The sequence below is a fragment of the Pseudomonas sp. NFACC56-3 genome (assembly GCF_900100025.1).
GTDB lineage: Bacteria > Pseudomonadota > Gammaproteobacteria > Pseudomonadales > Pseudomonadaceae > Aquipseudomonas > Aquipseudomonas fluorescens_AA.
In genome coordinates, this window is record NZ_FMTK01000017.1 from 22820 (window position 1) to 43301 (window position 20482).

A 20482-nucleotide genomic window follows, 5' to 3' on the forward strand; every position below is an offset into this window, starting at 1 on the left:
TCAATGGCTGCCAGGGTTGGCACGCAGCCACGCGACCTGCTTGGCGAGGGGCGGCCATGGCGCCTTGTCGGCGGCGAAGTTGCTGCGCAGGTAGGCCACCAAGTCACTGACTTGGGTGTTCGAGAGGCTGTCCTTGAAGGCCGGCATATAGCCCAGCTCGCTCACCGCGGGGTGGCCGATGCCGTGCAGAATGACCTTGATCAGGTTGTCGGGGCGGTCGCTGTGCACGTTGGTATTGGTGGCCATGGAGGGGCTCACGCCGAACAGCTCGGGGCCGCCGTCCAGGGCGCTGTGGCAACCGGCGCAGGCGCCTTCGAACACCCGTCGGCCATTGGCCAGGTTGGCCGTACTCGGTGCGCTGGCGACTGCCTGCTGCGCCCGGGCGGCGGGCTTACCTTCGAGGGTGCCGAGGTAATGGGCGATCGCCCGCAGATCATCGTCCGGCAAGGTCGACAACTCGCTGACCACCGGCCCCATGGGCCCGGCCGCCACGCCGTGCTCGGCGCTGAAACCGGTGCGCATGTAGGTGAATAGCTGGTCTTCGGTCCAGGGCGTAGGCGCCTTGGACAGGCCGGTCAGTGCCGGCGCCTCCCAGCCATCAACCATCGCCCCGGAAAGAAACTTCGCCCCGCCCTGTTCCGCGCCCATCAAGTTGCGCGGCGAGTGGCAGGCAGCGCAGTGGCCAAGGCCATTGACCAGATAATTTCCGCGGTTCCACTGGGCGCTGCGGGTCGGGTCGTCCTGGTATTCACCCTGCTTGAGGAACAGCGTGTTCCAGCCCGCCATCAGCGCCCGCACATTGAACGGGAAGCGCATCTGGTTGGCCGGTGGCGTGCTCGGTACTGCCGGTTGCGACATCAGGTAGGCGTACAGCGCCTGCATGTCGGCTTCCTTGATGTTGCGAAAGGCCGTGTAGGGAAATGCCGGATACAGATGCCGGCCATCGCGGCTGATGCCCTTGCGCATGGCGCGGTCGAAGGCGGCGAAGGACCAGTTGCCGATGCCTGTCTGCGCGTCAGGGGTGATGTTGCTGCTGTACAAGGTGCCGAACGGCGTGTCCATGGCCAGGCCGCCGGCGTTGGTCACGCCATCGTGGGCGGTGTGGCACACGGCGCAATCCCCGGCGGCGGCCAATTGCCGGCCGCGCTCGAGGGTGGCGGTGCTCCAGGTACCGGCCGGCGGCGGCGTGACCGCGGCGATTTCCGCGCGCCATGGCATGGCGCTGATCCCCAGGCCCAAGGCCGTACCGAATAGCCCGGCCAGGCCGCCGAACAGCCATTTGCGCTTCTTGCTTTTCACCGGTGCGGCATAAGGCAGCCCGAGTGGGTCTTGAGGCTCGGCGGCCTTGAGCGCGGCCAGCACCCGCTCGGCGGTGATCGGCAGTTCACGAAAGCGGATGCCGGTGGCGTCGAACACGGCGTTGGCGATGGCCGCGGCGCTCGGCACCGAGGCCGATTCCCCGGCGCCCAGCGGCGGCTCGTTCTGGCGCGGCATCATCAGTACATCGACTTCGGGCACCTGCGGGAAAGTCAGGATCGGATAGCCACCCCACTCCTTGCTGGCCACCCGCGATTCTTCGAAGGTCACCTGTTCCTTGAGCACGCGGCTGGTGGACTGCATCACATTGCCGTGAATCTGGTGTTGCACCCCGGCCGGGTTGACCATCATGCCGGCGTCATGGCCGACCACCACGCGGGTCACAGCGACTTCGCCGGTGTGCTTGTCGATGGCCACGTCGGCTACCCAGGCGGCCCAGGCGGCGCCGAAACCGGGGAATTTGCTGTGGATGTAGCGCGCATAGGCGAAGCCGCGGCCACGCAGCACGCCATCTTCGCTGGGCGTTTGCCCAGGCTGGGTGTGCGGTGTCCATTGCGCGCGCTCGGCAGTGGCACGCACCAATTCGGCGGCGCGTTCGTCGGGCAGGTAGCGCAGGCGGTATTCCACCGGGTCGATGCCGGCTTCGTAAGCCAGTTCGTCAATATAGGATTCATGTGCGAATACATTGGGCAGCGCTGATACGCCGCGCAGCCAGGAGGCGCGCACGATGGGTGCCATGTCTTCGATGCTCACCCGCAACTCGGGGTAGCTGTAATGGGGCACAGCGGTGCGGTCGCCCATCTCGTAGGCCACCGGCACCGGCTCGACGCGTCCGGTAAGCAGGAGCGCCAGGGTGGGCGCGCCGTTGGACGGGTAGCGGGTGCGAAAGTCGTACACGGCCAGGTCGCCGGCAGCATCGATACCGCCGTCGACGTCCATCAGTTGCGCAGTGCCTTTCGGTTCCCAGGCGTGCTCTTGCTCGCGAGTCAGTTGCACGCGCACCGGTTTGCCGACCGCGCGGGACAGCAGCACGGCATCGGCGCATACGTCGTCGGCGCAGTTGCGCCCATAGCAGCCGGCGGCTTCCATGCGGATGATTTCGATGCTGGTTTCATCGCACTCAAGCAGCCAGGCGAGGTCGGCGCGCAGGGCATGGGGGTTCTGTGTGCCGGACCAGATGCGGGTGGCCTGCGGTTGATAGTCGGCCACCGCGCAGGCCGGGCCGATGGAGCCGTGCAGTTGATAGGGCCACAAGTAGCGGCGGGTCAGCCGCGTCGCGGCACTGGCCAATGCCGTATCGACGCCGCCGGTGTCGTGCACGACCCGTTCAATGGACGGGTTGTCGCGCAACGCCTGTTCGATATTGTCGAGGTTTGGTAAATGCTGCTGCCAGGGCCGCCATTGCACCTTGAGCTCGCGGGCGGCTTTGATCGCTTGTTCTTCACGCTCGGCGACCACACCGATGAAGTCGCCGATCACCACCACGCGGACGATGCCGGGGAGATGGGCGATGGAGCTTTCATCCACGGCGATCAAGCTGGTGCCGACGAACACACCGGTATCGTAGCCGTCATAAGGCGGACGTACGACCCGCCCGTGGAGCATGTCGGGCACGCGCATGTCTTGCACGAACGTCAGTTCGCCGGTGGCCTTGGCCGGAATATCGACGCGCGCCGAACTTTGCCCCACCAGTTTGTAATCGTCCAGCGGCTTCAGGGGCGCAGTGCCGCTGATGCTCAGCTCGATGCGCTGGCCCTGGATCAATTCGGCGAAACTCAGCGCCTGGCCATCGCGGCCATGCACCACACCGGCCTCGATGCGCAGGTCATCGCTGCCACAGCGCTTGGCGGCGGCGGCCAGTAACCAGCGACGGGCTTCGGCGGCGGCATTGCGCAGCGGTATCGCAGAGATCTGCAAGGTCGCGCTGGCAATGGTTGCGCCCTGGTTCGGCGTGCGGGCGGTATCGCCCAGTACCACACGCAGTTGGTCCATGCGCAGGTCGAGTTCTTCGGCGACGATCTGCCCCAGAGAGGTCTGGATGCCGGTGCCCAGGTCGACGTGGCCGTTGAAGGCGTAGTATTCGCCGTTGTCGCACAGGGCGATGAACAGCCCCAGTTCCTCGGGCTTGACGACTGGAGTCTTGCCCTTGGGCACCAGGTCGGGCGGTGGCTGGATCCGGTCGACCACCAGCAGTACGCCCTCGCGCGCCAGCAGTTCGGCCTGGGTGGGAACGGGTCGGTCAGTCATTGCAGTGGCCCTCACGGTATAGCTGGGCGGCGCGACGCACCGCAGCAAGGATTTCCAAGTGCGTACCGCAACGGCACAGGTTCGCCGACAGTGCGCGGCGGATCTGTTCTTCGCTAGGGTCGGGGTTGCGGTCGAGCAAGGCCTTGGTGGTCATGATCATGCCGTTCAGGCAATACCCGCACTGGGCCGCCTGGGCATCGATAAAGGCTTGCTGCACCGGGTGCGGGTGGTGACGGTCACCGAGGCCTTCGAGGGTGGTGACGTTACGATTCGCCACCCCGCTCAAAGGCAGCACGCAGGAACGCGCGGCCTTTGCGTCGACGATCACCGTGCACGCCCCGCATTCGCCCAGGCCGCAGCCGAACTTGGGACCATTGAGGTGCAGGTCGTTGCGCAGCACCAGTAGCAAGGGCGTGTCGGCCATGGCGCTGCAGGTCACCGGCTGGCCGTTGACGATGCAATTGACGCTGACCGTGGTGGTGGACGAAAGAGGTTTGTTCATGCCGCTCTCTATTTTCGTGTAGTACTTACTACATCAAAAGGCAAGAACGGTGCCAATTGCCTGGCTGGCGCGCGGAGCCTCGCGCCAGGTGTGGCAAAGCAGGTGAGTCAGGTCGGGTCGTCGATCATTTTGCGCAGCAGGAACAGCATTGCCACCCGCTCGCCGGGGTTGAGGTTGCTCAGGGTCAGCTCGCTGATCTGCCGGGCACAGGGTTCGGTCTGCTTTACCGCCATGCGGCCGGCCTCGGACAGGTGCACGATTACCTTGCGCCGGTCTTTGGCGTCGTGGCCCAGCTCGATCAGTTCGCGAGCCTTGAGGCGCTCGACGATGCCGCGGATGGTGGCCTGGTCGACGGCGGTCAGCGCCACCAGCTCGGTCAGCGAGCTGGGGCCGTTGTCGCGCACCGCGCAGAGGGTAATGAACTGCACCGCCGTGAGCTGCGACTCCCCAACGTTCTGCTGGAAGATCGCCATATGGCGCTGGTAAGCCTTGCGCAGCAAGTGCCCCACCTGTTCGGTGAAAGCGTAGGAAGAATCGGGGGAACTCATGGGCAGGACGGGTCCGCAGCAGCTGGAAAATACATACGATAACTCAAAGTTCACCACCGCCGCGCGCCCGGACCTTGCGTCACAGGCGCCAGCGATGCAGGTCAACGGGCGATGGAGTCGGCCGGGGCGACCACGTCACCAGCCAGTACCACGGCCTGGTCATCCAGGTAGATATCGCAGTTGCGCAATGGGATGTCCATATGGCACGGCGTCTTGCGCTTGCCGCCTACCTCGGTGTTAGGGCCGGTGGAGAACAGGAAGTTGCCATAGAACGCGCGGGCGTCCATGCACATGCCGTCGTTCTTGTCGTGCAAGCCCATGGCGGTCCACTGCGCGCGAGGCTGCAGGCCCCAGCCGATATGGGAGATACCGTACACCTCGGGGTCGTTGAAGTACTTCATGTACTCGCGCAGGTACTCGGCCTCGAAACCGCCGTGGATGCGGGTGATGAAGCCCTTCTCGATCTCCAGGGTGATGCGCTCGCGGCAGTAGGTCTTGAACGGCAGCAAGATATCGCCTACGTCCAATACCAGGGTGCCTTCGGCGGTTTCCTCGTTCGGCCAGGTGAACAGAAAGCCGCTGGGCCAGTGGTCCCAGCGGCCCGGGGCGTCGGCGTAACCGTATTCGGTCACGGCCGGGTATTGGCCCAGCGCGGCGCGAAATTCGCTGCCGGCGGGGGAACGTACGGTCATGGTGCGGGCCTGCTTCAGCACCGCTTCGGCGGCCATCACGCGGGCTTTGTCGGCCTCGGTGGGCAGCATGCGCGCCAGTACTTCCGGGGGCTCCACGGCCAGTAGCATGCGCGTGCCGGTCTTGAGAATCTGCTCCTGCTCGGGCGAGTGCAGCAGCATCATGGTGTCGATGATCAGGTCGGCGGCCTCCAGCGCGCGCTGGGCCGCGAGGTTGCCGGTGAGCGCGGTGTCGCCGCAGTAGGCGGTCATGTCATTACCCATGGCCACCGGCGCGTTGAAGGCCGGCAGCTCCACGGCGTAGACCTTGGCGCCCAGGCGCTGGGCGGCCTCCATTGCCGCGCGCACGGTGCGCGGGTTGGAGTAATGGGCCTTGAGAATGGCCACACTCTGGGTGGCATCCACTTTCGAAAGCTTGAGCACGTGCTCGAACATCTGGGTCAGTTCACCGTCGCTGACAGCCATTGCCTCTCTCCTTCGCTGAATTGGAACTATGCACCGCGATGGCGCGCAGCGCTTCGTGATGGTGCGTATTTGTAATGTGTGCACTGTATATTTGCAAGCGCCGACACTATTCAGGCGGCTCAGCAAAGGGCGAGCCAATTACTTTAAATCGTATGCAGCCTATGTTTTATTGGGTAAACCAGCGCTTATTCAACAGATGAAATTTTTTAAATATTTTTGAATAGGCTCTTCACAGGAAAAATAAATAGTGCATACACTGTAAATGCGTTCCGGTCCCGCGCTTTTGAGATCGGTCATCGAGGAGACACGTCCCATGGGGGCAACACAACGAATCGCTATCGTCGGCGCTGGCCTGGGTGGCGTGGCAGCCGCCGCTTCGCTGCAACAGGCAGGCTTCGAAGTCGATCTCTACGAACAGGCGCCGCAATTCTCGCGCTTGGGCGCCGGGATCCACATGGGCCCTAATGTGCTGAAGATTTTCCGCCGCCAGGGTATCGAGAAGCAGGTCGAAGCCATGGGCTCGCACCCGGACTTCTGGCTAAGCCGCGACCAGGATGGCGAATACATGTCGCGCATCCCACTGGGCGATTTCGCCCGCAAGGAATACGGCGCAGCCTACATCACCGTGCACCGCGGCGACCTACATGCCCTGCAGATGACCGCCGTCAAGCCCGGCTCGGTGCACTTCAACAAACACCTGGCCAGCCTCGATGAAAGCGGCAGCGACGTGCTGCTGAAATTCGCCGACGGCACCCAGGCCCGCGCCGACATCGTGATCGGCGCCGACGGCATCAACTCCCGGGTCCGCGAGCACCTGCTAGGCGCCGAAGCACCCACCTACAGCGGTTGGGTTGGCCACCGCGCGCTGATCCCGGCGCACAAGCTGGCCAAGTACGATTTCAATTTCGAAGACTGCGTGAAGTGGTGGTCGGGCGATCGCCACCTGATGGTCTACTACACCACCGCCAAGCGCGACGAGTACTACTTTGTCAGCGGCGTGCCCCAGGCCGAATGGGAAGGGGGTCATGCCAGCTTCGTCGACTGTAGCCGCGAGGCCATGTTCGACGCCTTCAAGGGCTACCACCCGAGCGTGCAGGCGCTGATCGAGAACGCCGAGAGCATCACCAAGTGGCCACTGCTCAACCGCCAGCCGCTGCCGGTTTGGAGCAGGGGCCGCATGGTGCTGCTGGGCGACGCTTGCCACCCGATGAAACCGCACATGGCCCAGGGCGCGGCCATGGCCATCGAAGACGGCGCCATGCTCGCCCGCTGCCTGATGGAAACCGGCCTCAACGACTACGCCACCGGTTTCCGCCTGTACGAGGCCAACCGCAAGGAGCGCGCCTCCCGTGTGCAGGCGGTGTCCAACGCCAACACCTGGCTGCGCACCCAGGAAGACCCCTCGTGGGTATTCGGGTACGAGTTGTTCGACCATCCGCTGAAATCGGAGAACGCAGCGTGAGCAACCTTCTCTACGGTGCCAACGTGCAAGCCAACGGTATCCGCCAGCACTACCTGCGCTACGGCGGCAAGGGGCAGCCGCTGTTGCTGATTCCGGGGATCACCAGCCCGGCTATCACCTGGGGGTTCGTGGCCGAGCGCCTGGCCGAGCACTTCGACACTTATGTTCTCGACGCCCGCGGCCGCGGCCTGTCTTCCACCGGGCCCAACCTGGACTATGGCACCGACGCCTGCGCCGATGACATCGTCGCCTTCGCCCAGGCCCTGGGGCTCCAGGATTGTCTGCTGGTGGGCCACTCCATGGGCGCGCGCTTCATTCTGCGCGCCGCCACCCGCCACCCCGACGCGCCCTTCAGCCGGCTCGCGCTGATCGACCCGCCGGTGTCCGGCCCCGGCCGCCGCGAGTACCCGGGCAAGCTGCCGTGGTACGTCGACTCGATCCGCCAGGCCGAACACGGCATGAACGCCGACGACATGCTCGCGTTCTGCCCGACCTGGACCCAAGAACAACGGGCCCTGCGTGCCGAATGGCTGCACACCTGTTATGCGCCGGCAATCCTCAAGGCGTATAGCGATTTCCACGAGGTGGATATCCATCAGGACTTTCCCCGCAACCACCTGCCCACCTTGCTGATGATCGCCGGCAAGGGCGGCGTGATCGGTGCCGAAGACGAAGCCGAGATTCGCGGCCTGCAGCCGTCGATCCAGACCGTGCACGTGAAAGACGCCGGACACATGATTCCCTGGGACGATTTCGAAGGTTTCTTCGCCGCCTTCGGCACCTTCCTTGGCCGCCCCCTCAGCTGATTCCGGAGACACGACATGACTAAGCTCTACCGTATCGGCCAGATAGTGCCGAGCTCCAATACCACCATGGAAACCGAGATACCGGCGATGCTCACTGCGCGCCAGTCGATCCGCCCCGAGCGCTTCACCTACCACTCGGCTCGTATGCGCATGAAGCACGTGAAGAAGGAAGAGCTGGCGGCCATGGACGCCCAGTCCGACCGCTGCGCTCTGGAGTTGTCCGACGCCCGCGTCGACGTGTTGGGCTATGCCTGCCTGGTGGCGATCATGGCCATGGGCCGCGGCTACCACCGTGAATCCCAGCAGCGCCTGGGCCAGGTGGTGATGGACAACGACTCCCAGGCCAAGGTGATCACCAGCGCCGGCGCCCTGGTCGACGGCCTCAAGGTGCTGGGCGCCAAGCGTATCGCCCTTGTGGCGCCGTACATGAAGCCGCTGACCGAACTGGTCGTCGACTACATCCAGCACGAAGACATCGAGGTCAAGGTATGGCATGCCCTGGAGATTCCGGACAACCTTGAAGTGGCCCGTCATGACCCGGCTAACCTGCCGGGCATCGTCGCAGGCCTCGACCTGACCGACGTCGATGTCATCGTGCTCTCGGCCTGCGTGCAGATGCCTTCCCTGGGTGCCGTCGCCAAGGTCGAGGCGCAAACCGGCAAGCCGGTGCTCACCGCCGCCATCGCCACCACCTATGCCATGCTCAAGGCCCTGCAATTGGAGCCGATCGTGCCCGGCGCCGGTGCCTTGCTGTCCGGCGCGTACTGAGGAGTTCCGCCATGACCACCGCAGAGGACAACTACGCCGGCGTCTGGGGCAACCGCGTCGGCTTCGGCCAACGCCCCGCGCTGCTGCTGATCGACTTCATGCAAGGCTACACCACCGAAGGCGCGCCACTGTACGCGCCGGGCGTGGTCGAGGCCGTGGCCCATAGCGTCGAACTGCTGGCCGCCGCGCGGGCCAAGGGCATTCCGGTGATCCACACCAACATCCGCTACCACCCCGGGCATTTCGCCGACGGCGGCATGTGGGTGCAGAAGGCGCCGGTGATGAAGGACATGGTCGAGGGCAATCCCCTGGCCGCCTTCTGTACTGAAGTGCTGCCGCTGCCGAGCGAAGTGGTGCTGACCAAGCAGTACGCCAGCGCCTTCTTCGGTACCAGCCTGGCACCCATGCTGCAGGCATTGGGCATCGATACCTTGATCATGGCTGGCTGTTCCACTAGCGGCTGTGTACGCGCTACTGCGGTGGACGCCGTACAGCATGGTTTGCGCGGCATAGTGGTACGTGAATGCGTAGGCGACCGACACCAGGCGCCCCACGAGGCAAATCTGTTCGATATCGACAACAAATATGGTGACGTTGTCACTAGAGCCGAAGCCATTGATTACTTGCACCGATAGATCGAGTGACCCCAAGCGTAACAGCCGTCCAAAAAGAGACGGGTTCCGATAATAGACAGGGCCGCTAGAGCCTCGACTTCCTGACTACCGATTCAAACATATGCCATTGCGCGCCGCTGCTGCGGCAGAATCAGGAGTAGCATCATGTCACTCAGCAATACACAAGCCCCCGGTGCGATAGACCTCAGTCATTCGGACACCTATCGCAAGATCGTCTGGCGCATCATCCCGTTCCTGTGCTTCTGCTACTTAGCGTCCTATTTGGACCGTATAAACGTCGGCTTCGCGAAATTACAGATGCTTGACTCGCTCCACATGAGTGAAACCGTCTTCGGTCTGGGAGCAGGGCTGTTTTTCGTCGGTTACATCCTGTTTGAAGTACCCAGCAACCTGGTCCTGGAAAAAGTGGGCGCGCGTCTATGGATTGCGCGGATCATGATCAGTTGGGGGTTGCTCTCCGGCCTGACGATGTTTGTCTCCAACGAGTGGCAGTTCTACACCCTGCGGTTTCTGCTCGGGGCTGCCGAAGCCGGCTTTCTGCCGGGCGTGCTGTATTACCTGAGCCAGTGGTTCCCGTCATATCGGCGCAGCCGCATCATTGCCCTGTTCATGATCGGTTTGCCTTTGTCGACTCTGGTCGGCAGCCCGCTGTCAGGCTGGATCATGGGCAACTTCAACAACGTCGGCGGCTTCGCTGGCTGGCAGTGGCTGTTCTTCATTGAAGCGATTCCCACAGTCGTATTGGGCTTTTTGTGCTTCTTCGTCCTGCCCAACAACATTCGCGAGGCCAAGTGGCTCAGCGAGACTGAAAAGACCGAGCTCGAAGGCGTGTTGCGTCTGGACAACAGTGAGAACAAAGGCGGGCATTCGTTTCGCGAAGGTTTCTTCAACCTTAAAGTCTGGATGCTCGGCGGTATCGACTTCTCGATCCTATTAAGTGCCTATGCCATGGGCTTCTGGATGCCGAGTTTCATAAAGACCGCGGGTGTCACCAACCCTAGCCAGATAGGTTTGTTGGTTGCCATCCCAAGTCTTGCGGGGCTGATCGGTATGCTCGCCATCGGCGCAAGCTCCGATAAGCATCGCGAGCGTCGCTGGCACATCATCGTTCCATTCATAATTGGCGCTGCGGCGATGTTCCTGAGCACTTTTTTCACTCAGAACGTCGCTGTTACGGTGCTGCTGTTTTCCGTTGCCTCGCTGACGATCATTGGCGCAGTACCTGTGTTCTTCAGCCTGCCGGCTACCTTTCTCAAGGGAACCGCAGCGGCTACCGGCTTTGCTTTGGCTTGTTCAGTGGCCAACATCGCTGGGCTGGTCAGCAATTCGCTGATGGGCGTGGTCATGGATCATTTTCATAGCCCGCAGATCGCTATGTGCATCTTTGCCGGATGCCTGTTGCTTAGCTCTTTGCTGGTGATCGCGCTGCCAGCGAAAGTGGTGAACCGCTAAAAGCCTTTGTTCCGGACGTGCTGTTGATCGCGCGGGCTTTGGTGCCAGGATTTCAAGCTCGGCTTCGATCCTACTTCATCATTCGTCCAGCCATCTGCGCAGATTCCTGAGAAACCAGAATTTGGACGAGAAGGTATTTTTCGATTTATTTCTTAAATATGAAAAAATACTTTCACGTTCTCTTGTAAGGAGTCGGTTTCAGGGAGCAGCAGCGAATGGCGCCAGCATTTGCGCTGGCCCCCTAAGCCTTACTCGAGAAAACAACGATCGAAAAGGTAAACGCTGGCCGGCTTGAGGTTTTCCACCGTGCGTTGCGGGCGGCCGCCGTCGCCGCTTTTCTTGCGGCCGGTTTCCTGCAAATAACCCGCCTCGGTCATCTTCAGCAAACGCTGGCGCATGCTGGTCTTGAGCACCGGGCGGTCGAGCACCACGGAGAAAATGCTCACCGCTTCCGGCGCGCTGAATTCCGGGCCCAGGAACATCAGCGGCAGGCTGCTGTAGAGGGCTTTGGACAACAACCGCTCCTGGACCGCCGCCACCAGGCTGTTGTGGTCGAAAGGGAGTTTGATCGAGGCGTCGGCGACATCCTTGAGGGGGAAAAACCCCTGGTGTTCGGCGAGCTGGACCGCCTCGCTGACAATCGCCAGGTAGAACGTCGAGGATGACCAGCAGCGCGGATCGCGGAACGCGTCGCCGACGGTGCCGACCTGTTCGATCCAGGCCAGCGGCATGCCCACTTTGCTTGAGCTACGCAGGCGCTCCACGGCGTCGTTCAGCGTGAGATCTTCGACACCGCCATTGACCACGATCCCGGGCAGCGCCCAATGGCCGGCGAACGGCTCGGTTTCCCGTCGGTTCAGGAGGATTTCCAGCGCCTGGGTCTCCCGGCAGAAGCGCAGCACACAGAGGTCGATGGTGTGCAGGTAACCGCGGGTGGGGGCTGTGCTAGTGGGCATGTCGATTTCCATGGGTAGCGTAAAGGTCATAGTTTAACGGGTTCATGCCGGGCGCCATCCAGTCGCTGGGAAGCGGCTCGCCCAAGGCCAGTCGTTCGCGAACCACCGTGCTGCGCACGTGGATCTTTTCCTCCACGCGAAGGATGGAAAAACGCTCCAGCAGTTCCTGCCCGCGATAGAAGGTCGGTAGCTGATCCGCGACATCCTGGCCCACCACCAACGCGATCCGCTTGCCGTCCAGGGCCAGGCTGTCGGCGAGATGAGCGAGGAGGGTGTAGCTGTAGATCGCGCCTTCAACGCCGCGGGCCACGACCTGTTCCACCCGGCTTGCACGCACTTCGGCGCGGCACAGCGGCTGAACGTTCTCGACGATCGCTTCTAGCCAGTTCAGGCGCACTTCATAGTCGACCATTTGCTTGCCGCAGGGATGCCGCAAGCTTGGGACCACCAGCACGCGCCTGGCCTGGCATGAGGCCTCGATCATCACCTGGGCATGACCGGCGTGAGGTGGATTGAAGGCGCCGCCATAAAGGGCTATCTCGAACATGGCTCATTCTCTGTTAGTACATGACATGTACTCTATCAGTAAAATCTTTTCTGTGGAAACCTGCTTTCTGTCGCGCTATTTGGATTGGATAGAAAGAACGCATCAAAAATATTTTCTACGAATGCTTGTTATGAAAGTACACCTTGTGTACTCTCGTGACCATGAAAGAGGAGAAAACCAGCATGAACAGCCTGACCCGGAAAACCGCTTCCTTCGATGTCGATGCGCAAAAGAGCTTCACGCCGCTATGCCCCGATGAGCTGCCGGTGCCGGGGGGTGACCAGATTGCCGGTGAGCTGAACTTCATCGCGTCCCTGGCCAGCCTCCGTATCGGCAGCAAGGACGCTCATTCGCCCCTGGCCCCATGGGTGGTCGCCGATCACGCACAGATGTTCGTGCCCACCGGGCTCGAGCACGCCGACATCACCTGGGTCAGCCACTGCGTTCCTGGTACCGAAGGTTTCGCCCTGCTGGATCAACTGCCGACCCCCTACGACTACGACTATTTCGTCTGGAAGGGTGTCGAGCCGGATTTGCACCCGTACGGCGCCTGCTACCACGACCTGCACGGCAAGCTGTCCACCGGGGTGATCGAATACCTGAGGGGCCTGGGGGTCGAGCAGGTCATTGTCGGCGGGCTGGCGCTGGATTTCTGCGTCAAGACCACCGCTCTGCAACTGGCCGCCGCCGGCTTCAAGGTGATCATTCACCTCCCGGCTTGCCGGGCCATCAGTGAGGAGGGGGCCGTTCAGGCCATCCAAGACATGCAGCAAGCGGGGATCTCGGTTGCCGCGACCCGCGAAGAAACCATCCGCCTGGCAAACGCATAAGGAAAAGACATGGACAGTGCATTCGATTCAAGCAGCGGCACCATCCAGAGTCTTCTGGATACCGACTACTACACCTTCACCATGATGCAGGCGGTTTTGCACCAGCACCCGAATGTCGAGGTGGAATACCAGTTCATCGTGCGTTCCAAGGAGCGGCTCGGTCACCTGATTCCGGACATTCGTGTCGAGCTGGAAAAGCTCGCCGGGTTGCAGTTGCGCGAAGGAGAGCAGCGGTTTCTGTTCAACAAGCGTTTCCGTGAGTACCTGACCCCGGACTTCGAACAGTTTCTCGGCCTGTTTCGCTTCAATTTGCGCTACATCCACGTTTCGGAAGTCGATGGCCAACTGCACATCCGCGTCCGTGGGCCGATGCTGCACTGCATCATGTTCGAGCAACCGGTATTGGCGATGGTCAGCGAATTGCGCAACCGCGAGAAATACCCCGAGGTCGAGTTGGCCGACGTCACCCGCAAGCTGTACCAGAAGTTCGAATGGCTGGAGAAAAATGCCAGTCGTGAAGAACTCACCGAGTTTCGCGTTTCAGACTTCTCCACCCGGCGGCGGCTGTCGTTCAGGGCCCAGCGTGAAGTGGTGAATGTGATGCGCAGCGATTTTCCTGGGGTCTTTGTCGGCACCAGTAACGCTCACCTGGCGTACGAGTTCGATCTGCCCCTGATTGGCACAATGGCCCACCAGTGGCTGATGGTGCACCAGCAACTCGGGCGCTTGCGCGAGAGCCAGAACGCGGCGTTGGAAAACTGGGTACACGAGTACCGCGGCCGGCTTGGTATCGCCCTGACGGACTGCATCAGCACCGACTTTTTCCTCAAGGATTTCGACCTGTACTTCGCCAAGCTCTATGACGGCCTGCGCCAGGACTCCGGTGACCCGATCGTCTGGGCCGACAAGGTGCTGGGGCGCTACCAGGAACTCGGTGTCGACCCTCGCACCAAGGACCTGATGTTCTCCGATGGCCTCAACTTCGAAAAGTGCCTGCCGATCCTGCGGCATGTTCGTGGCAAGGCCAAATTCGGGTTTGGCATGGGCACCAGCCTGGCTTGCGATGTCGACGGTGTCGAACCGCTGAGCATCGTCATGAAACTGGTGCGGGTCCATGGCGAGCCGGTGGTGAAGTTCTCCGACGATCCGATCAAGAACGTCTGCGAGGATGCCTCGTTTCTGCGGTACGCCGCCCAAGTGTTCAACGTCACCCTGATCAATCCACAGTTGGGAGCTTGATATGACTTCGTTTCAGCAAGAGAGCATTGCCCGGGAACTGGGCATCGACCGCCAACTCACTCGGGGCGGCGAAGCAACCGAGATTGCCCGCCGCGTCGAGTTCATAAAGCAGATCTTGCGCGAGTCGGGTTGCCAGTCCCTGGTCCTGGGGATCAGTGGCGGCGTCGACTCCCTCACTGCCGGCCGCCTCTGCCAGTTGGCGGTGGAGCAACTGCGGGGTGAAGACTACGCGGCGCGGTTTATCGCCGTCCGGCTGCCGTACAAGGCCCAGGCCGATGAGCAGGACGCCCAGGCTTCCCTGGACTTCATCCGGCCGGACGTGATCACCACCAGCAACATCGCCGCGTGCGTCGATGGGCTGATGGGCAGTATCGCCATCGATGGCTTGCAGCCTTCGGCCGAACTCACCGACTTTGCCAAAGGCAACGCCAAGGCCCGGGCACGGATGCTGGCGCAATACGCCATTGCCAATCTGAGCAACGGGTTGGTGGTGGGCACCGATCATGGGGCAGAGGCGGTGATGGGATTTTTCACCAAGTTCGGCGACGGCGCGTGCGACCTGGCACCGTTGTCCGGGCTAACGAAGACCCAGGTGAGGTTGTTGGCCGACGCGATGGGTGCCCCCGCGCACCTGGTGCGCAAGGCGCCGACCGCGGACCTGGAAGACCTGGCGCCCGGCAAGTTGGATGAAGTGGCGTATGGCTGCAGCTACGAGGAAATCGATGCGTACCTGATGGGCGAAGAGGTGTCGCCCCAGGCGCGCCAGATCATTGAACGCGCCTACCTCAAGACAGCCCACAAGCGCGCATTGCCACGCGTCCCTGCATCGTTGTAATAGGGTTCTAATGGGACCTTTGGCTTTGAACGGAGTGGGTAAATGACACAGGCAATCAGCATCAAGGATCGCGTACGCATCAAGCACGTCGAAGTCCTCTCGGACGATTGGTACGTGCTGCGCAAGACCACCTATGACTACCTCGGCCGCAACGGCCAATGGCGCGAACTGACGCGCGAGACCTATGACCGGGGCAACGGCGCCACCATCCTGCTGTACAGCAAGGCCAAGCAAACGGTGGTGTTGACCCGGCAGTTCCGCTTCCCGGCCTTCGTCAACGGGCACGATGACCTGTTGATAGAAACCTGCGCCGGCCTGTTGGACAACGACGACCCGCACACCTGCATCCGCAAGGAAACCCAGGAGGAAACCGGCTACATCGTCCAGGACGTGCGCAAGGTGTTCGACGCCTTCATGAGCCCGGGCTCGGTGACTGAGCGGGTGCATTTTTTCGTCGGCGAATATTTCGACGAAGACAAGCAGCACGAAGGCGGTGGCCTTGAAGCCGAGGGCGAAGAGATCGAAGTGCTGGAACTGTCCCTCGACCAGGCCCTGGGCATGATCGAGAGCGGAGAGATCTGCGACGGCAAGACCATCATGTTGTTGCAGTACGCCAAGCTGCATCGCTTGCTGGATTAGCCCAGGCTTGCTGTGGGCGGACCGCACCGCTGCCGAATCTTTCGCGATAGGCGGTGGGCGGCAAACCGACAGCGTTCCGGAACGCCGCCCGGAAACTCTCCACCGACCGATAGCCGCAGGCCTGGGCGATGCCGGCCATGCTCTGGTCGGTGCTTTCCAGCAGCTCCCGTGCCCGGTTCAAGCGCTCTTGCTGCAGCCAAGTCTTGGGCGGCAGGCCGGTGGTTTCGACGAAGCGCCGCAGGAAGGTGCGCTCGCTCATGGCGACGCGCGCGGCCATGTCGCCGACGCTCAGGGGCTGATCCAGATGCTCGCGAAGCCACTGCAGGATGCGGGTCAGTTCGTTGCGTGGCGACTTGCTCACGGGAGCGATGATGAACTGGGCCTGGCCCCCGGTCCGTTGCGGCGCCATGACCAGGCGACGGGCCACGGAGTTGGCGATATGCGTGCCGAAGTCCCGGGCAATCAGGTGCAGGCAGGCGTCGATGCCCGCTGCGCTGCCGGCTGAGGTGATCAATGGCCCGGAATCGACATACAACACGTTCGGGTCGACCTTGATCAGCGGGAATCGCTCGGCCAGTTCTGCGCAGAATTGCCAATGGGTGGTCGCGCTCTTGCCGTCGAGCAGCCCGGTGGCGGCCAGGGCAAATACCCCCGAGCAGATCGACAGCAGGCGTGCGCCGCGGGCGTGGGCGCGGCGCAGTGCTTGTAACAGCGCTTCAGGGGGGGCTGCATGGTGGTTGCGCCAGCCGGGGATGATGATGGTTCGCGCGCTGTCCAGTGCTTCGATCCCCGCGTCGACGGCGATCCGAAGGCCGCCCAGCGCATGCATCGGTCCTGGATCGACGGCGACGATTTGATGGTCATACCACGCTACATTCAGCTCCGGACGAGGCAGGCCGAAGATCTCCAGGGCGATGCCAAACTCGAATACGCACAGGCCTTCATAAACGAGGATCGCCACGGTTCCGGGGTGAGCGTGCATTTGGCGTGATTCCACCGTTTGTTGTCTTGCGCTGCACTGTAGCGGACGGGCCCGTCTCCCTACAATCGATCGCAGGCAATCAGGAAAACCAAGACGGTTAAGCCTTTGCAAAGGTGGATAAGGGACGTGAAATGAAGAAAGTCGCCGTGGTGGGCTGCACCGGTGCAGTGGGCATGACCATGCTGCAATTGCTTGAAAATACCGATTACAAAGTGGTCTGCATGGCCTCTGGCCGTTCGGCGGGCAAGCGCTTGAAGGTGGGTCGGGTCGAGCACCTGATCGAAGCCTTTTCGGTCGAGGGTTGCGCCTCGTGCGATATCGTCTTCCTGTGTGTCTCCGGGGCCTTCGCCCTGGAGTATGGCGAGCGTCTGGCTGAAAACGCCTACGTCATCGATAACTCCTCGGCCTTCCGTTATCACCCGGCGATTCCGCTCCTGGTGCCGCCCATCAACGGTCAGCGTTACAAGGACGAAAAACTGATCGCCAACCCCAATTGCTCCTCGGCCATTGCGCTGATGGTGCTGGGGCCGCTGCATCAGGCCTTCGGGTTGGAGAGCGCGATCATTTCCACTTATCAGGCGGCCAGCGGTGCGGGGCAGCCGGCGATGCTGGAGCTGCGAGAGAAGGCCAAGTCCTTCAGTGATTATGGCGACCGCGATGACAGCGAGCACTTCGCCCATAACCTGGCCTTCAACGTGATTCCCCAGGTCGACTCGTTCGAAGCCAATGGCTACACCCGTGAAGAAATGAAAGTGGTCTGGGAATTGCGCAAGGTGCTCGATGAACCGACGTTGGCGATCAGTACGACCGCGGTCCGGGTGCCGACCCTGCGCTCCCATGCCGAGAGCCTGAGCCTGCGGTTCAAAAAGCCCATCCAGTCATTGGCGCAGGTGCGTGAATTGTTGCGTGCGGCACCGGGGGTTGAAGTGGTGGATGAGCCCGAGTTCGGCGCTTATCCGATGCCCATGACGTCCACCTACAAGCATGCGGTGGAAGTCGGGCGGATTCGCTACAACCTGATCTACGGCGAGCACGGGCTGGACCTGTTCATCAGCGGCGATCAGTTACTGCGGGGGGCGGCATTGAACGCATTCGAAATCATGCAATTGATCAAGTCTTGATCAAGCCCGGGCTCGAACATTTGGAACGCGCAGCCATGGTTGCGCGTTTTTTCAACTGGATTGGGCCTCGCGGTCTTCCTGCATATCGTCCAGGTATTGTGGCTGGTCCGTCTGGTCCGGCAGTTCGGTCACGACGCTGAAGTCGCTGATCTCGATGGCGCCGACGCCATGACCGAGCAGATGGAAGGAGAACGCCTTGCGCTGCTGTGGGTTGTCGAAACTGATGTTCATCACCAACGGCTGGTCGGGTGTCACCGCCACCTCGGTCGGCAGGTCCATTGGCACATCCTGCTCGAACTCCTTGGCCTTGAGGGAAATGTAGGCGGCATGGTCTGCTTCCACCGCGCGGATGGTCAGGCTGACGCGGGTCTGTGAACCCTTGGGCATTTCCAGGTATTGGGCGCCGATCAGGTTGTCGGTCCAGTCATTGGTGACCTGGGCCGGTAGCGGGATTTTATCGGCGCTGCCGAACTGATAGTGCTGGTTCAGGGGCGTGCGCAACAGGGTCTGGTCCAGGGCCGTGGCCCGGGCGCTGATCAATCGGGCGCGCTGGCCGCTGTATTGCCCGCCATAGGTGGCGCGGTCGGCGATGAAACCTTCGCTGCTGTAGTAACGGCAATGCTGGAGGAAATCGCATTCGGTAAACGTGCCCTTGCCGTCGTGGTAGCGCAACTTGCCATTGGTGAACGACATGATTTCCCGGCCCGTCGGGTAGTCCCTGAACATCGAGCGTCCGGATATCGATGTGGGCACCGTGAAGCCGAAGTAGTCGAGGATCGAGGCGGTGAGGTCCACATGCCCGTAGGTGCCTGACTTGATCCGGGGCAACGGTTCCGGCGCCAGCGTCAGGTTGAACCCCCAGGACGAGGCCAGCCGCACATCGTCGATGCCATGGGATTCGTCCGAGGTGATAACCACCAGGGTGTTGTCGAGGATGCCCTGGCGCTCAAGGCCTGACAGGAAGTTGTCCAGCGCATCGTCCAGGTAACCCACCGCCGCCTGCTTGGCGGTGTCGTAGCGTTGCAGATAGTCATCCGGTGCCGAGTAGGGTTGGTGGGTGCCCACGGTCAGCAGGGTCAGCATCCACGGTTTGTCCGCCTGCTGCAGTTGCCCGACGTAGTCCAGCGCCCCTTCGAAGAACGTCTTGTCGTCCTTGCCCCAGGGAAACTCCAGGTAGGCAGGCCGGGTGAACCACTCCATGCCCAGGGTCGTGTCAAAGCCGATGTGCGGCATGATCCGGTCCTTGGCCATGAACCGCAGGCCCGCGCCCTGGAGGAAATGCGTGGAAAAGCCGTTCTGGCGCAACTGGGCCGGCAGGCAAGCCTGGTTGCGCTGGGTCTGGTTGAGCATTTCGACGCCTTTGGGTGTGCCGTCGTCGAGCTTGTCGTAGTCGCCACACAGCATCGCGTACAAGCCACGAATGGTCTGGTGGCTGTGCAGGACGTAATCGGGAGTGTTCATGCCACGCTCGGCCCAGGCGCTGAGGTTGGGCATCAGGTTTTCCTGGTAGCGGCTGTTCAGGGCCTGGCGGTTGGCACTCACGTAGGCGCCGGGAATCCCCTCCAGGGCGATGACCAGAACGTTGCGCGCACGCCCCGGTTCGGCCAGCAGCCTGTTGCCATCGAGGTCCAGGCGGGTCAGCCCTGCCATGGGCGGGGCGGGGTCCACGGCATCGCCGTCGAGCCATTGCCGGGCTTGGTCCTGCCCGGCGGCGATACCTGCGGTGACGAGTTGGTGAGGCAGGTTGAACACGTTCCATTGGTCCGCTTCACTGGGACGCCAGGCTTGCAGCGCGCCATGGCTCAGCAGGAGCAACACGGGCACGGCCCAGGCGTGACGAGGCAAGCGTGGTGCCGGGTGTGGGCGACTGGTCCATTGGGCCATCAGCCAGAGCGCCAGCGCGGCCAACTGGACCGCGGCCAGCCACGGATGGGCGAAGCCGCCGCTGGTGGAGTTTTCAACGAACTGCGGGTCGGTCAGGTAATGAATGTCCGAAGGATTGGGCATCCGCCCCACCGCACTGACCAATTCGATGCTGGCCAGCGTCAATGTGCTCCAGGCCAGCAATACCGGCAGTACCAGCCACCAGGGGCGACGGTAAAGCAACGCGATCAGTAACCCACCGACGCCCAGGTCCGACAGATAGCCCAGCGGGTCGGACCAGCCCAGGGCGAGACGCAGGCCCATGGGAACGAGTAATACGCAGCCGATCAGGGTGATGAGGGCGGCGCGGGGGTGGGTTGAAGCGCGATAAATGATATTCACGAGAAACGGGCCTTTCAGTTGAAGCCAATCCATTGAACGACACACCTACCCTGTGGGAGCGAGCTTGCTCGCGATAGCGGTGTGTCAGTCCATATGGCGTGTGACTGACTGACGCCATCGCGAGCAAGCTCGCTCCCACAGAAGGTTCTTCCTTCGGTCATGAAACTGTCATGAGCA

18 protein-coding genes are annotated in these 20482 nt (G+C 62.2%); 10 read left to right on the top strand and 8 right to left on the bottom strand.

Going from position 1 to position 20482, the window contains the following annotated elements; genetic code table 11:
- The 4 genes from BLO80_RS20685 to BLO80_RS20700 all read right to left on the bottom strand — a co-directional run bounded on the left by BLO80_RS20685 (position 1) and on the right by BLO80_RS20700 (position 5768).
- Positions 1-3564, bottom strand: coding sequence for a molybdopterin cofactor-binding domain-containing protein (locus tag BLO80_RS20685; RefSeq protein WP_092330793.1), 3564 nt, complete (start codon positions 3562-3564; stop codon positions 1-3).
- On the bottom strand, positions 3557-4066 hold the full coding sequence (locus tag BLO80_RS20690; protein WP_092330796.1) for a (2Fe-2S)-binding protein: 510 nt from the start codon (positions 4064-4066) through the stop codon (positions 3557-3559). The genes BLO80_RS20685 and BLO80_RS20690 overlap by 8 nt, the downstream gene beginning before the upstream one ends.
- A gap of 107 nt (positions 4067-4173) precedes the next feature.
- A complete protein-coding gene (locus tag BLO80_RS20695) occupies positions 4174-4614 on the bottom strand; it encodes a MarR family winged helix-turn-helix transcriptional regulator (protein ID WP_092330798.1) in 441 nt (146 codons plus the stop codon).
- Between the two features lie 101 nt (positions 4615-4715).
- Positions 4716-5768 (bottom strand): 2,5-dihydroxypyridine 5,6-dioxygenase, encoded by a 1053-nt coding sequence (locus BLO80_RS20700; protein ID WP_092330801.1) that lies wholly within the window; start codon positions 5766-5768, stop codon positions 4716-4718.
- A gap of 313 nt (positions 5769-6081) precedes the next feature.
- Between BLO80_RS20700 and BLO80_RS20705 the strand changes: the two genes are divergently transcribed.
- The 5 genes from BLO80_RS20705 to BLO80_RS20725 all read left to right on the top strand — a co-directional run bounded on the left by BLO80_RS20705 (position 6082) and on the right by BLO80_RS20725 (position 10891).
- A complete protein-coding gene (locus BLO80_RS20705) occupies positions 6082-7230 on the top strand; it encodes an FAD-dependent monooxygenase (protein WP_092330803.1) in 1149 nt (382 codons plus the stop codon).
- On the top strand, positions 7227-8036 hold the full coding sequence (locus BLO80_RS20710) for an alpha/beta fold hydrolase (protein ID WP_092330806.1): 810 nt from the start codon (positions 7227-7229) through the stop codon (positions 8034-8036). Before BLO80_RS20705 ends, BLO80_RS20710 begins: the two co-directional genes overlap by 4 nt.
- Before the next feature lie 15 nt (positions 8037-8051).
- The gene (locus BLO80_RS20715) at positions 8052-8804 is read left to right on the top strand and encodes a maleate cis-trans isomerase family protein (RefSeq protein ID WP_092330808.1); all 753 of its coding nucleotides are present in this window, start codon (positions 8052-8054) and stop codon (positions 8802-8804) included.
- 11 nt (positions 8805-8815) lie between these two features.
- A complete protein-coding gene (locus BLO80_RS20720; protein WP_092330811.1) occupies positions 8816-9439 on the top strand; it encodes an N-carbamoylsarcosine amidohydrolase in 624 nt (207 codons plus the stop codon).
- A 144-nt stretch (positions 9440-9583) separates the two neighbouring features.
- The gene (locus BLO80_RS20725; RefSeq protein ID WP_092330813.1) at positions 9584-10891 is read left to right on the top strand and encodes an MFS transporter; all 1308 of its coding nucleotides are present in this window, start codon (positions 9584-9586) and stop codon (positions 10889-10891) included.
- Between the two features lie 248 nt (positions 10892-11139).
- Here the strand turns inward: BLO80_RS20725 and BLO80_RS20730 are convergent, their stop codons facing one another.
- Entirely contained in the window at positions 11140-11847 is a 708-nt protein-coding gene (locus BLO80_RS20730; protein ID WP_092330816.1) for an NUDIX hydrolase, read from the bottom strand.
- Positions 11837-12394, bottom strand: a complete 558-nt coding sequence (locus BLO80_RS20735) for an adenylyltransferase/cytidyltransferase family protein (protein ID WP_092330819.1) — start codon at positions 12392-12394, stop codon at positions 11837-11839. Before BLO80_RS20735 ends, BLO80_RS20730 begins: the two co-directional genes overlap by 11 nt.
- A gap of 182 nt (positions 12395-12576) precedes the next feature.
- Between BLO80_RS20735 and BLO80_RS20740 the strand changes: the two genes are divergently transcribed.
- The 4 genes from BLO80_RS20740 to nudK are packed head-to-tail and all read left to right on the top strand — an operon-like array spanning position 12577 to position 15937.
- Positions 12577-13224, top strand: coding sequence for a nicotinamidase (locus BLO80_RS20740; protein WP_092330821.1), 648 nt, complete (start codon positions 12577-12579; stop codon positions 13222-13224).
- Between the two features lie 9 nt (positions 13225-13233).
- Positions 13234-14463: a nicotinate phosphoribosyltransferase gene (gene pncB / locus BLO80_RS20745; RefSeq protein WP_092330824.1), complete on the top strand. Its 1230-nt coding sequence runs from the start codon at positions 13234-13236 to the stop codon at positions 14461-14463.
- A gap of 1 nt (position 14464) precedes the next feature.
- Positions 14465-15298, top strand: coding sequence for an ammonia-dependent NAD(+) synthetase (gene nadE, locus BLO80_RS20750; RefSeq protein ID WP_092330826.1), 834 nt, complete (start codon positions 14465-14467; stop codon positions 15296-15298).
- Between the two features lie 42 nt (positions 15299-15340).
- A complete protein-coding gene (gene nudK / locus BLO80_RS20755; RefSeq protein ID WP_092330828.1) occupies positions 15341-15937 on the top strand; it encodes a GDP-mannose pyrophosphatase NudK in 597 nt (198 codons plus the stop codon).
- Here the strand turns inward: nudK and ftrA are convergent.
- A complete protein-coding gene (gene ftrA, locus BLO80_RS20760) occupies positions 15894-16919 on the bottom strand; it encodes a transcriptional regulator FtrA (RefSeq protein ID WP_092330831.1) in 1026 nt (341 codons plus the stop codon). The genes nudK and ftrA overlap by 44 nt on opposite strands.
- Positions 16920-17050: 131 nt before the next feature.
- Here ftrA and BLO80_RS20765 point away from each other — a divergent pair, with 131 nt between their 5' ends.
- Positions 17051-18040: an aspartate-semialdehyde dehydrogenase gene (locus tag BLO80_RS20765; protein ID WP_092330834.1), complete on the top strand. Its 990-nt coding sequence runs from the start codon at positions 17051-17053 to the stop codon at positions 18038-18040.
- 51 nt (positions 18041-18091) lie between these two features.
- Here the strand turns inward: BLO80_RS20765 and BLO80_RS20770 are convergent, their stop codons facing one another.
- A complete protein-coding gene (locus BLO80_RS20770; RefSeq protein WP_175459529.1) occupies positions 18092-20305 on the bottom strand; it encodes an LTA synthase family protein in 2214 nt (737 codons plus the stop codon).
- Positions 20306-20482 lie beyond the last annotated feature (177 nt).

Bases quoted from the DNA above. Each gene is read 5' to 3' on its own strand.
- ftrA (WP_092330831.1), bottom strand. From the start codon at position 16,919: ATGCACGCTCACCCCGGAACCGTGGCGATCCTCGTTTATGAAGGCCTG.
- pncB (WP_092330824.1), top strand. From the start codon at position 13,234: ATGGACAGTGCATTCGATTCAAGCAGCGGCACCATCCAGAGTCTTCTG.
- BLO80_RS20685 (WP_092330793.1), bottom strand. From the start codon at position 3,564: ATGACTGACCGACCCGTTCCCACCCAGGCCGAACTGCTGGCGCGCGAG.
- BLO80_RS20690 (WP_092330796.1), bottom strand. From the start codon at position 4,066: ATGAACAAACCTCTTTCGTCCACCACCACGGTCAGCGTCAATTGCATC.
- BLO80_RS20695 (WP_092330798.1), bottom strand. From the start codon at position 4,614: ATGAGTTCCCCCGATTCTTCCTACGCTTTCACCGAACAGGTGGGGCAC.
- nudK (WP_092330828.1), top strand. From the start codon at position 15,341: ATGACACAGGCAATCAGCATCAAGGATCGCGTACGCATCAAGCACGTC.
- BLO80_RS20715 (WP_092330808.1), top strand. From the start codon at position 8,052: ATGACTAAGCTCTACCGTATCGGCCAGATAGTGCCGAGCTCCAATACC.
- BLO80_RS20720 (WP_092330811.1), top strand. From the start codon at position 8,816: ATGACCACCGCAGAGGACAACTACGCCGGCGTCTGGGGCAACCGCGTC.
- BLO80_RS20735 (WP_092330819.1), bottom strand. From the start codon at position 12,394: ATGTTCGAGATAGCCCTTTATGGCGGCGCCTTCAATCCACCTCACGCC.
- BLO80_RS20740 (WP_092330821.1), top strand. From the start codon at position 12,577: ATGAACAGCCTGACCCGGAAAACCGCTTCCTTCGATGTCGATGCGCAA.
- nadE (WP_092330826.1), top strand. From the start codon at position 14,465: ATGACTTCGTTTCAGCAAGAGAGCATTGCCCGGGAACTGGGCATCGAC.
- BLO80_RS20730 (WP_092330816.1), bottom strand. From the start codon at position 11,847: ATGCCCACTAGCACAGCCCCCACCCGCGGTTACCTGCACACCATCGAC.
- BLO80_RS20705 (WP_092330803.1), top strand. From the start codon at position 6,082: ATGGGGGCAACACAACGAATCGCTATCGTCGGCGCTGGCCTGGGTGGC.
- BLO80_RS20700 (WP_092330801.1), bottom strand. From the start codon at position 5,768: ATGGCTGTCAGCGACGGTGAACTGACCCAGATGTTCGAGCACGTGCTC.
- BLO80_RS20765 (WP_092330834.1), top strand. From the start codon at position 17,051: ATGAAGAAAGTCGCCGTGGTGGGCTGCACCGGTGCAGTGGGCATGACC.
- BLO80_RS20725 (WP_092330813.1), top strand. From the start codon at position 9,584: ATGTCACTCAGCAATACACAAGCCCCCGGTGCGATAGACCTCAGTCAT.